This is a genomic window from Rubneribacter sp. (genome assembly GCF_965361815.1).
Genome location: NZ_CBDTNW010000170.1, coordinates 13839 through 26185, shown reverse-complemented (window position 1 = coordinate 26185; position 12347 = coordinate 13839). Strand labels below are relative to the sequence as shown.

1 protein-coding gene (only partly in view) is annotated in these 12347 nt (G+C 67.4%); it reads left to right on the top strand.

The genetic code is table 11. The features are described 5' to 3' along the window. Positions 1–12347, top strand: the final stretch of a protein-coding gene (locus tag ACWKY3_RS12290; RefSeq protein WP_449316694.1) for an SdrD B-like domain-containing protein. The gene continues 17569 nt to the left of window position 1, outside the view; 12347 of the gene's 29916 nt are visible here — the last part of the coding sequence; its start codon lies off the left edge, out of view; it ends in the stop codon at positions 12345–12347.

Sequence of the window (12347 nt, the reverse complement as noted above, 5' to 3'; positions counted from 1 at the left end):
GCAAGATAGGCATAACGCGCGACACCCGCGACGTGAACTTGGACGGCATCAACAATCAGAAGATGATTATGAAGCAGATGGAGTCCATGGGCTTTGCCTCCAACAACACCACGCTTCAGACGAAGTACGCCTCCTCCCAGGTGAACACCTTGTTCACCATCGGAAGCTCCAACGTGAACGGGCCGGTGGCTGTGCCCGAGGGCACAAGCTACACCTACCTCAACTCTATCGACAACGTGGGCGCCAACGAGACGTCCGCCTTGGGCTTCGTGCGTTCGGCCATGCTCGACATTCTGCCTTACGAGGGCGACAAGTACGCCAGCAGCCCTGGAGAGGGCAACGAGGGCGTGCCCCGCAACTCCCAGTGGAACGGTTGGCTGGACGATCTCGACTCCATCAAGATGACGCGTGCCGTTCCCGACGGCCTGCTGGGCGATCGTGTGGACCAGGAGCTGGGCGAGAGCGAGTGCAGCATATGGGTGGGTCCCTTCAAGAGAGAGGGCGGCGCCCTTGTGCCGCAAACCGAAGCCGAGCTGCCCGAATTGTATCGTTTGTCCGGAGACGCCGACCGCTTGAAATGGATGAACGCGCTGTACTACGATGTGCGCGACAACAAGGGCGCGGGCATGGCCGATCTCGGCTTTGTCAGCTTGTCCGAGTTCAAGCAATACTGCGCCGACCATCCGGCCGAGGCCGAGAAGCTGAAAAAGGCCATCCGTGCGCTGTGGGGCCAGGTGCTAAACGATGACGTGTTCATCTATCCGCTGGGCACCATCCGGCTCACCTACGATTTGCGCGCTCCGCTCAATCTGCCCAAGTACCTGGGCAACTTGTCGGGCGATCCCGCCTTCGACATGGATGCCGAAGCCAATCCGGGACGGGCCGAACAGCTGGCTGACACCATGCAGAAAAACACGTTCGCCAGCCGCGTGAACAGCGGAAGGTCGGCTACTGACGACGAGAACACCTCGGTAACCGAGTACGCCTCCGCCGGCGCGTTCGTGGACGCCCCGGCCGAGCGCGGCTACATTGGCGACTACGTGTGGTTGGACCCCGACTGGGATCGTTTGCAAAACGACACGGACGGCGAGCTGACCCAGGACGGCTTGGGGCGCGAAACCACCTATCACCTGGCCGACAACGGGCGCTGGCTGCTGTCCACCGACAAGAGCATCGACCCTGACACCGGCGTGTGGGAAGGCCTGTACGGCAACGGCTCGCGCACGGCCGACCTCTTCCGCGACCTCGACTACGACGGCGAGGCGGAAGACCCCGGCATCAACGGCGTGAAGGTGGAGCTGCTCAACGCCTACGGCCAGCCGGTTAACCGCGACGGGCAAGCGTCCTCGCTGGTGAACGATCCGGCGCTTACGGACGGCAAGGACCAGTGGGTGGTGTGCGACCCGGAGACGGGCGAGCCTATCATCAATCAGAACGGCGGCTACGACCTGGCCGAGGCCGGCGCGCCTTACTCCTATGTGACCGAGTCGGACTACTACGACAACAAGGGCTACTACATCTTGTCCAACCTGGCTCCGGGCGAGTACCGGCTGCGTTTCACCTTCCCCAAGGAATACGCCGGCTACACGCTGAGCACGCGCAGCATCGGCCCCGATGACGACGGGGACGGCGTGGCAGACACCGCCATGACCATAGAGCATCGCGCAGACGACCCCGCAACGGCCGACGTGGACGAAACGGCGTTGGTGGCCACCTCCGACGTGATACAGGTGGATGCAGTGGCCTTTGACGAGGAGGCGCTCAAAGCCGGCCAGCCCGACCAGGTGCACGCGGCCTACGACGCGCGCATGACCAGCTACGACGTGGGCATTGCCATGCCTGCCACCTACGAGGGCGTGGTGTATCGCGACGACCTTCTGGCAGACGGCTCGCTCGAAGGTGACAAGGGCGAGGACGCCATCGACGGCGTGCTGGACTACTACGGCACGGGCATTGACGATGCGCTGGGCAGCGGCACCGCTGCGGAGGAGAAACGCCTGGCGCGCATGACGGTGACGGTGCACGACTACGATCCGGTCACGGGCGAGGTGTCGGACGGGCCCGCGCTCGATGCCGACGGCAAGCCCGCCGTGCAGGAGACGGAGGCCGACGGCGCGTTCTCGTTCAGCTTGCAAACGGGGCGGCACTACGTGGTGACGTGCGAGGACGAGTACGGCACGCAGCTGCTGAAACCCACGCTGTACGTGCGCAGCAACGACCCGCTGGAGTTCCCGGTGCGCCCCGGCGCGACGGGCGCCGACGGCGTGTGGGACAACGACCTGCAGCTCAAGGAAGGGCGCGGCATCACGCGCGCGTTCGAGGCCGTGGTGCCTGTGGACGCCGACGGCAAGGCGGTGTACGAGCAGGATGGCGAGGCGTGGACGGGCCTTGCGCACTACCGCAAGCTCGCGCTGGGCTGGATAGACGGCACGAAGGGCTACCTGGGCAACTTCGCGTGGGAGGACAAAGACTACGACGGCGTGCAGGACATGGACGAGCCGGGCGTGCCGGGCGTGCAGGTGACGCTGGAGACGTACTGGTGGAATCCGGACAAGGACGGCGGCGCGGGCTGGGAGCAGTTGGTCGATCCTGCCACGAAGAAGCCCGTTTTGCAGACGCAGACCACGAGCGCATCAGGTCTGTACCTGTTCAGGGACGTGCCCACCTATGTGGCCGATCCGCTGGGTGCGCAGCCCGACCTTGACGAAGATCAGAAGGACAAGTACCTGGCGGGCTATCGCTTGCGCATTGCCAAGGATGACCTGGCAAACCTGACCACCGACTGGGGCGTGACGCTGCGCAACGTGGATGTGGGCGAGGAGAACGACTCCGACCTGTCCACGGCTCCCGCGGTCGATACGGCGGATGGCACGTCGTACTGGATGAACGAGGAGGGGCTTGCAAGCGGCTCCGACGCCGATTTGGCGTTTGACCAGATGATCGTCATTGCCGGCGAGGCCGACAACCAAACGGTGGACGCCAACACGTGCGAGATCAAGCTGCCCGACGGCTTGACGCGCACCTACGACTTGGCGAACGCCCAGCGCATAGAGAAGTGGGACGCCGGCTTGGTGGCGGTGCCCACGGCCAGCGTGACCGGGCGCGTGTGGCACGACGCCGATTACGACGGGTTGCAGAAGCGCGATGCGGCTGGGAACTGGGACGCGTCCGAACCCGGCTTGGCTGGCCAGAAGGTGACGCTCACGCAGTGGTACTACGACGGAAGTGCGTGGCAGCAGAACACGGCGTTCGGCGCGGATCGGTGGACGAAGGGCATCGTGACGGGCGGCTCGGCGGCGACGGGTGCGGTGACGGTGAGCACGGATGCGGAGGGCCGCTATGTGTTCGACAACCTGCCGGTGGCGTACACAACAGACGATGGGCAGCACTATCTGGCGGCCTATCGCGTGGCCTTGAACGACGTGAACCACGATGCGGATGGCGAGCCGTGGCTGCTCACGCGCTACCATCAGGGCGAGGATGAGGCGTCCATCAGCCTTGATTCTGACGTGGCCACGTTGGGGCAACCCCTGGCGGTGACCGACCGCTACGCTGCGGGTGCCGCCGGCACGGACGAGGGCGCGCGTGCGCTCGACGGTCTGATCATCCTGGCCGACAAGGTGGCGGACGCGGGCACGGCCCATCCGCTGGTTGACGACCAGGCAAGCCAGGTTGCCGTGGCGGCCAACGACTCCTTCGACGGCCAGGCGGCCGTCTACGACTGGCTCACGTGCGTGGCCGACGAGAACGGCCAGGTGCGCGGCGGCGACGTGGGCGAGCTGCCCGCGCCGCGTCCGAGCATCTCCGGCTTCGTGTGGCTGGATGCCGACAACGACGGCATTCGCGATGCCGAGGAGATGCAGGCGGCGGCTGGCGCTGGCGCGGACGACCTGCCCAACGGCGTGGAGGTGACGCTGGAGCGCTACGTTCCCGACGGCAACGGCGGCTGGATGAAGGATTCTGGTTGGACTGATCTCACGGCCCGTACTGCCATGCAGCAGCCGGTGGCGAGCGCTGTTGTGCCGACGGGTGATGATGCAGATACGGGTGGCGCAGACAGCGACGTGGCTGGCGGCTCGGATGCAGGTGGCGCGGCCGGCGATTCGAGCGCGGGCGGCGATGCGGATGCGGGCAGCAACGCGGATGCCGCAACCGAGCAACCGGGCGTGTTCGTGTTCGAGAACCTGCTGGCCTCGAAGAGCGACGGGGCGAACGGACGCGTGCCGTACGCCTACCGCGTGCGCGTGAGCGACGCGCGCTACGCGGACGGCAACCTCATGATGGCCAAGTACCAGGAGGGCGACAGCTATCAGGTTGATTCCGACCTGCGCTTTGAGGACGGCTTCCTCATGGCGGCGGACGCGGCCGGCGCGGCTGTGGAGTACGACGTGCTGCTTGATGTGGCCGACGACCAGTCCTTCGGCGCGAACGTGATGCGCGACCAGCCTGTTTCCGGCAATCCCAACTACCAGGAAACGAATCCGGGCACGCAGGATGCCGCCACGCTCATCTACGATGCTGCCAAGGCATCCGATCGCGCTTCGAACGACGCGGGCGTCATCGTGCCGCCGAAGCACACGGTGGCGGGCCGCTTGTGGCAAGACGCCGACAACGACGGCCTGATAGATGAAGGCGAGGAGGGCCTGTCCGGCAAGAAGGTCACCCTGAAGCAATGGAAGAGGGCGGCTGACGGCACCTGGTCGGCGGCAGGGGTCGATCTGACCGCCACCACGCAGACCGACGGGTCGTTCTCGTTTGACAACCTGCCCACCTACGTGCGCGGCGTGGGCGGCGAGGTGCTGCTGGCGGGCTACACGCTGGAGGCGGCCGGCAGCGGTGCCGATGGCATAGGCGACCTGCCGCTTGCCCGCCTGCTGTCGGACAGCCCCCAGCAAGACGGCGCCAACTCCACCATGCGGGGTCCGGCCGATGCCGCCGCCAACGCCGGCGTGTACGGCCAAGACAGCTATCCGCTGCGTTGGAACGAGCAGAATAGCCAGGATAGCAATGCGAATGGTCTGGTGCGCAGCGTGCTGGACGGCCGGCTGGTGCTGGCCTCCCGGGCAGATGACACCACCACAAACGCGTACCGCGTGGATGCGGGCGGCCTGTCCTTCGACGTGTCCGCCGGTCAAGACGAGCTGCGTATGAACGGCGGCGTGGTGCCCGATGCGAAAGGAAGCATCACCGGCGTGGTGTGGAACGACGCGGATCGCGATGGCATGCGCACCGAAGATGGGGATGACAAGCCGGTGGACGGCCGCCGGGTGTACCTGACCCAGTGGTACCTGGGCGACAACGGCCAGTGGGTGCAGAACACCGCCTTCGGCGCAGGCGGCGACGGCGGCCCGGTCGGCAGCGTCTCGACGCTCACAGATGGCGAGGGCCGCTATTCCTTCGACAACCTGACATCCTACGTGCGGGTGGGCGCCGACGACTTCCGTCTGGCGGCGTATCGCGTGAGCGTGCTTCTGCCCGATGGCGAACTGGCCTCCGTCTGCCATGCGGGCACCGACCGCACCATCGACTCCGACCTGGCGGCTCCGGCCGAAGGGTTGAAGGTGGGCGAGCTGTTCGAAACGTTTGACGACGGCGCGGGCGCAACAACCCAGCTGCGCGAGGATGGCTTCATTATTCTGGCGCAAAAGCAGGATGCGTCTGCGGCTGTTCCGTGGTACACGGGCACGTTCAACGGCGTGACCTACGACGCGCTGGCCGGCCGCGAGCAGCAGCGCGGCGGCGACGCGGGCGTGGTGGATGAGCCGCGGGCCACGGTGTCCGGCGTGCTGTGGTGGGATGCCAACCACGACGGTCTGTATAACTCGCAGGCCGCGGTTGGCACGGCGCCCGAGGCGGTGCTGCCTGGGCGTACGGTGCATCTCGCGGCGTGGTATCGCAACGAGGAGCAGGGCGCATGGGAGCGCTATGCGGCGGCCGACCAAGAAGCCACCAGCGGCAGCGACGGACGCTTCTCCTTTGATGTGGCGGCGTCGGCCCAGGTGGACGGCGTGCGGCGTCTGCTGGGCTACACCCTGGCGGCCGACGGGCAAACCTATTCTGACGCGGGCTCTGCGGGCGTGGGCGGTCTGCCTATCACGTCTGTGCAGGTGGATTCGCCTACGTCCGACAGCGCGAACTCCAAGGTGCGCCGACCGAACGACACCTCGGTGGAAGCTCCGCAGACTGCGGAGGATTACGCCATCGCCTGGGCGGGCGAGGACGGTGCGGACGACCAAGGCACCGTGGACGGCCGTCGCGTGCTGGACGGGCGCGTGGTGGTGGCCGCCGCCGATAAAGACGGCATGAACGACGCCTACGAGCTTTCGGGCTACAACGTGGCCTTCGCCGAGGACGAGAACCGCATGCACGGCGGCTTCGTGCCGGCCGAGCAGGGCAAGGTCGAGGGCCTGGTGTGGAAGGACCTTGACTACGACGGCGTCCAGGAAGACGGCGAGCCGGGCATCGGCAGCCGCCAGGTGTACCTGACCCAATGGTACCTGGGCGACGACGGCCAGTGGGTGCAGAACGCGTCCTTCGGCCTGGGCGGCAATGGCGGTCCGGCCGGCAGCGTCTCGACGCTCACAGATAGCGAGGGCCGCTACTCCTTCGAAGGCTTGGCGCCCTATGTGCAGATGAAGGACGGCGCGCCTGTGGATCAAACCGTGCGTGGCGACGACGACTTCCGCTTGGCATCCTACCGCGTGAGCGTGCAAGGGCCCGAGGGCGACGAGGTGGTCACGCGCTTCCATGCCGGGTCTGACTCTTCGAAGGACTCCGACGCGGTGGTGACCGCCGACGGCACGCCGCTGCCGCTCTATCAGCAGTACGAAGACGCGCGGGCCGACGGCGCGGTCATCGTGGCGCATCCGGTTGCCGACGGCGACGCGCCCGCCGTGTACGCAGCCGATTACGCCGGCGTGAGCTATGACCCGGTGCGGGCCGAAGAGCGCGTTTTCGGCGGCGACGCCGGGTTCACCGACCGGGAACCCGCGTTTGTGTCCGGGCGCATCTGGGACGACGCGGACCGCGACGGCGTTCAGGACGATCCGGCCGACGAGCCGGGCGTCGCGGGGCTGACGGTGACGTTGGAGCGCTGGTACTTCGATGCCGATGCGGATGAGTGGAAGATCGCCCCCGCCGGTGCGTTGGAAACGACGGCGACCGGCGCCGACGGTGCCTATCGTTTCGAGGTGCCCACCACCATCACGGTTGACGGCACGGTGCGGCTCGCCGGTTACAAGGTGCGTGTGGACGGCGCCCATCTGGGCGCGCTGCCCGAGGCGTGGGGCGTGACGCAGCGCCGCGCCGGGGACGATCGCGCCCTCGATTCCGACCTGGCCGAAGCTGTGAAACCGGCGCTTTTTGGCGCGCCTGCGGCGGCGGGCGGCACCCGCTACCTCACCGACGACGGCGAGTTCATCGTGCCGGCGCAGCCTGCCGCCGATGGCTCGCAGTACGCGGTGGCGGGGCCGGGCGGCGCGTCCTACGATGCGGCGCGCGGCTTTGAGGACGACACGTGGGACGGCGGCCTGGTGGCCGTGCCCACGGCGCGCATCGAGGGCGTGGTGTGGGACGACGCGAACCGCGACGGCTTGCGCGATGAAGCCGCCGAGCGCGGCGTGGACGGCCAGCAGGTGCTGCTGGAGCAGTACGTGCTCAAAAACGGCGTGTGGGAGCGCAACGATGCGTTTGGCGCAGCGGGCACGACGGCGGTGGCTACGGTCACGAATGCCGAGGGCCGCTACGTGTTCGACAATCTTCCCACGGCGTGGACGGACACGGCCACGTCGCGGTCGTACCTTGCTTCCTACAAGGTGTATGTGGGCGCGCTTGCGGACGACCGCCTGCTCACGCGCTATCATGCCGTGCTCGATGCGGGTCCGGCGGCCAGCGTGGGCGTGGACTCGGATGCCGACGGTGCGGATGCGGCGGGTTGGCATCCCTTGCATGACCAGGTGGCGGCCGATGACGGTTCGGTGCAAACGCGTCCGGGCGACCGCATCGTTCTTGCGGCGGCTGCGGTTGGCGCAAGCGGCGCGTTTATTGGCGAGGATCCGGCCACGAACCGCTCGTACGACCTGTTGGCCGCTGCGCGCGAGGCGACGGCCGGCGGCGATGCGGGCCTGGTGGAGCTGCCTGCCGCCGAAGTGTCCGGCGTGCTGTGGTGGGACGCCAACCATGACGGCCTCTACAATGCGCAAGCCGAAGGCAACGCGGCGCCCGAGGACGTGCTGCCCGGCCGCACGGTGCGCCTTGCCGCGTGGATGCTGGACGACCAGGGTGCTTGGCAGCGCTATGCGGCTGGCGACCAAGAGGCGCTGACGGGCGACGACGGTCGCTTCTCCTTCACGGTGGCGGCCTCGGCGGCCGATGGCAACGTGCGTCGGCTTCTGGGCTACACGCTGGCGGTGGACGGCCAGGCGTTCGATGCGGCGGGTTCTGCGGGCGTGGGCGGCCTGCCGGTGACGGCTCTGCAAGCAGATTCGCCAACTTCCGACAACGACAACTCCAAGGTGCGCCGTCCGGGCGACGCCTCGGTTGCGGCGCCGCAGAACGCGGGGGACTATGCTATAGCCTGGAACACCGGAGCCGGCGCGGACGATCCGGCGCACCGCGTGCTGGGCGGCCGTATGGTGGTGGCCGAGCGCACGCAGCCGGGCATGGTGGCCGACTACGACCGCCTGGGCTACAACCTGGCCTTCGCCCAAGACGAAAACCGCATGAACGGCGGGTTCATCCCCGCTGAAACCGGCTCCATCGAAGGCGTGGTGTGGGAGGACGCCGACTACGACGGCGTGCAGGGAGATCCGGCGCAAGAGCCGGGCATCGAGGGCCGCAGCGTGCACCTGACCCAGTGGTACCTGGGCTCAGATGGCACCTGGGTGCAAAACGCAGACTTCTCCCGCACCACGACCACCAACGGGGAGGGCCGCTATGTCTTCGAGGGGCTGCCATCCTTTGTGCGGCTGGCCGCAGACGGCTCGTTTGCCCCGGCGGGGCACGCTACCGATGACTTCCGTTTGGCCTCCTACCGGGTGAGTGTGGATGCACCTGGCGAGGGCCGCATTGTCACGCACTATCATGCGGGCGATAATCCGCAGGCAGACTCCGACGCGTTGCTGGTTGCGGGCGAGGCCACCATACCGCTCTACGAGCAGTTCGTTTCCGCCGATGGGGCGGAACGCTCAGACGGCGCGGTCATTGTGGCGCATCCGGTGGCTGCGGACGATGCGAGATCTCCGTATGGCGTGGAGTATGCTGGTGTTGTGTTCGACCTGGTCCGCGTTCAGGCCAATCCTGTGTCCGGTGGCGATGCGGGCGAACATTTGGTTGCTACCACGCACATCGCGGGCGTGGTGTGGGAGGATGCTGACGGTAACGGGCTGCAAAACGAACGCTCGGAGGTGTCGGGTTCTTCGGAGGGTTATCGTCCGGAAGCTGGCATCGACGGCGTGGACGTGGTGCTTACCCGCTATGTGCCCGATGCGGGCAACGCGGATGGCGACGGCGATGGTTGGAAGGTGGACGAATCCTTCACGCCCATGGTTCAAGCAACTGGTCAGGGTGTGGATGGCTTTGGCCGCAACTCCCACGGTGTGTACCGCTTCGACGGTCTGGACGCGTGGGGTACGGTGGATGGTGCGCCTGTGGTGTACGCCTACCGAGTGGAGCTTGCCCATCCTGATGAGGTAAAGGCATCGTGGTTGGTGTCGGTTCCGCGTTTGGGAGAAGACGGCACCTTTGATTCCGATCTGTTCCAAGACGGCCTTCTGGCCGAGCGGGCGGCGCAGGAATATCTGGTGCTGCTGGGGTTGGCCGACGAGGGCACGGCGCTGGACAACCGGGTGCAAGCGCCGGCCTCGCGCGCAGACGGCGCGGCGTCGCTGGCAACGTACGACCTGGCGCGGGTGCTCTCGCGCGACCACGACGACGCCGGCCTCATGGCGCCGCCGGCAAACGCCATAGCGGGCACGCTGTGGGTTGATGCTAATTACGACGGTGTGATAAGCGACGGCGAGGAGTTGCTGGCGGGCAAACGCGTTGCGCTGTCCACGTGGCTTCTGGGCAAGGATGGCTGGACGAAGACAGGGGAGGCGTCCCAGCTTACAAACGGCGCGGGACGTTTCGAGTTCGGCGGGCTGGCCGCTTCGGCGCTTGACGAAGATGGCGTGCGGCGTTTGGTAGGCTACACACTTGCGGTTGACGGGTCCCAGGGCTCCGAGGGCACGGGTGGTCTGCCGGTCACGGTGCTGCAGACCGACTCGCCTGCGGCTGACAAGCTCAACTCCAAGGTGCGCCGGCCTGGAGACAACTCCGTCGTGCCGCCCGCGTCCGAGGAGGATAGGGCCATCGCCTGGACGGAATCTCATGTGGCCGAGTCCGACAAGTCCGTGCTGGACGGGCGCATTGTGCTGGCGCGTCCCGCTGCAGAGGGCGACGCCGCAGTGAACGGCTCCTACGTGCTTGAGGGCTTCAATGTGGCCGAGGGCCGCAGCGAGCTGCGCATGAACGGTGGCTTCGGACCCTTCCCGTTTGGCGTGCTCGAAGGCGTGGTGTGGGACGACGCGAATTACGACGGCACACAGGACCTAACCTCTCCCGGCGAGGAGGGTTTGGAGTTCGGCATGCCCGGACAGGCCGTGCGGATTACCCAGTGGTACCGCGAAAGCGGGGAATGGGTGCGAAACGAGGCGTTTGGCCGCACCGCGATCACCGACGAGCGGGGTCGCTACCGCTTTGAGGGCCTGGCGCCGTACGTGCAGATGAAGGATGGCGCGCCGGTGGAGGAGGGCCAGTTGGGCGACGACGACTTCCGCCTGGCGGCCTACCGGGTGTCGCTTGACGGCGCGCCCGAGGGCTACGCGGCCACGCGCTACCACGTGGGCGACGACCCCACGGTGGATTCGGACGCGCTGCTTGATGCAGCTAACCGGACGCTGTCTGTGGTGGAGCGCTATCCCGACGGTACCGAGGGCGCGCTGCGCGGCGATGGGTTCGCCGTGATGGCCGTTGCGGTTGACGGGGCTTTGAACAGCCAGTACCGCGATACGTTCGCGGGTGTGGAGTACGACGTGCTGCGCAGCGCGGTGGCCCAGCGCGGCGGCGACGCGGGCTTTGTGGCCGTGCGCCCGGCCAGCATCAGCGGCCGGGCGTGGGTGGACGCCGACGACGACGGCTTGCAGGGCCGGGACGAGGCCGGCCTGGCGGGCGTGAGGGTGAGTTTGTCGCGGTACGCGTACCGTTCGGGCGCGGCGGATGGCGATCGTTGGGAGTTCGACGAGGCGTTCGAGGCCAAAACGGCCGTCACGGCCGAGGACGGCTCCTACGCCTTCACCGGCTTGCCTGCTGTCGGCGTGGCTGCCGCGGACGACGGCACGGTGGAGACGTTGGTGTACGGCTACCGCGTGGTGGTGGAGGAGTTCCCGCAGGGCTTCGATGTTTCGCGGCTTGATGCGGGCGATGCCGCGCTCGATTCCGATTTGGACGAGGCGACGACGTGGCTGCTGCCCGACGAGCCGGTGGAGGGTCTGATCGTGCTGGCCGATGCGGCCGACGGCTCCGATCCGTCCGACATCGGGAACGGGCCCGGAGGCCGCGCGTACTCGCCGGTGGCCTCGCACGACTGCGCCTGCCTTGACGCGGGCTTCGTGCCGCACGGTCTGATGGTCATCGAGGGTCGTGTGTGGGATGACGACAACCGTAACGGTTTGCAGGATGTGGGAGAGCAGCCGCTCGTGGGCGTGGAGGTGCGCCTGGACCGCCGGGAGGTTGCGACGGGCGGCGATGCGGCGCCCGCCTCTGCGGCCGTCGGGCCCGCTGTCGCCGGGACTGACGAGGGTTGGACGGACGTGGCCGGCATGCCTTCGGGCGAGGATGGCACCTATCGCTTCGAGGAGCTTCCCGTCTGCTCGGAGACAGGCGCGCCTTACCAGTACCGCGTGCGCGCGGAGGGGCCGAAGGGCTCGCACGTCACCGAGCTTGACGCGCAGGGCAACACTCGCGACAACGAGGACAACGATTTCGCGCCGCTCGACCTCGACCGCGGGGACGCGCTCGGCGCGACTGCGGCCTTGACGCCCGGCTCGGCCCGATCCGAAGGGGCCAATGCGTTTGGGCAGTCCTTCGATCTGGTGCATGTGGCAAGCTGGACGCGCGCCGACGGCAACGCGGTGGATTTGGGGCTGTGGTTTGACGAGGGAGCGATCAAGCCTCTGCCCAAGCTGGGCGACCTGTGGGCGCGCCTGCCGTTCGCGCTGGTGGTCGCGGCGGTTGCCGCCACGGCGACGATCGCCGCGCGCCGCAGGCGCAGGCGCGGGCTGGACAAGGGCGAGCCTGTGGGTGCGTAG